General features: G+C 62.5%; 1 pseudogene. It reads right to left on the bottom strand.

Annotated features, from left to right (window positions below):
• A pseudogene (locus CEK66_RS20105) lies at positions 1-806 on the bottom strand (S9 family peptidase); the annotation flags it as partial.
• Between the last annotated feature and the right edge of the window lie 71 nt (positions 807-877).

The raw sequence follows: 877 nt of genomic DNA, 5'->3' as shown, positions 1-877 counted from the left end.
TGCCCGTCTTCGGAAAAACCGATCGGCGTCTCCACGTGATGGCTGACGTTTTCGTCATTGATCAGCTTCCAGTCGCTGCCCTGCGCATCGCGATAGAACAGCTTCTTGGCATTGTCGGCATCCGCGCCCAAGGCGAAGCGCACCTTACCTTGCTCATCGCTGTAGAAATCCGCGCCGCGCACCTTGGGCGAACCGGTCAGCAACCGCCGGCGGCCGCTATAGACGTCCATGATTTCGGTGCGGCTATAAGGATCCTGGCTGGTGCTGAACGGCTGCGCCTGGATGATGACGTTGCGGTCGTCGCCGGGCAGCGAACCAACGAAATACGCGGCAACCTTCTCCACCTTCTTGGTCTGGATCAGCGTCCCCGGCCCGTTGCCGGTCACGCGCTGGCCCACCAACAGCTCCGCCGCCCCGCCGTCGGCGTTGATCGCGAACAGTTCTCCGGTCCCCCAGGGCTGGTCCCGCTGCCCGATCTTCTGAACCATGTTGAACAGCACGCGCGTGTCGTTGACCCACACGAAATCGGAGACGTGGGTGTTCTTCTCCATCGAGAAGCTGCCGACGATCTTGTTGTCGGAACGGCGCATGATCGCCAGCGCGGTCCGATCCTCCAGCGGCACCGTCGCCGCGTAGTACTCGCCGGTCGGCGACAACTTCAGCGTTTCGACCTGCTCCTTGACCAGATACGGCGCCAGATCCACCTGCGCCCATGCATTCCCCGCTCCCAGCAGACACAACAACGCGACTGCGTGCAGTCCCCTCTTCATTCCCTGTTCCCCTGTTCCTGTTGGCGTGACGTACATGTGAAGTCTAATCCAGGCGTTTGTCCGATGGCGCACCGGAAGCTGGGCGCCAACCTCCGGCGACGACGGGG

The organism is Xanthomonas sp. LMG 12460 (genome assembly GCF_009192895.1).
Lineage (GTDB): Bacteria > Pseudomonadota > Gammaproteobacteria > Xanthomonadales > Xanthomonadaceae > Xanthomonas_A > Xanthomonas_A sontii.
Note: the sequence above shows the minus strand (reverse complement) of the source record. Positions and strands in the feature narration are given on the sequence as shown.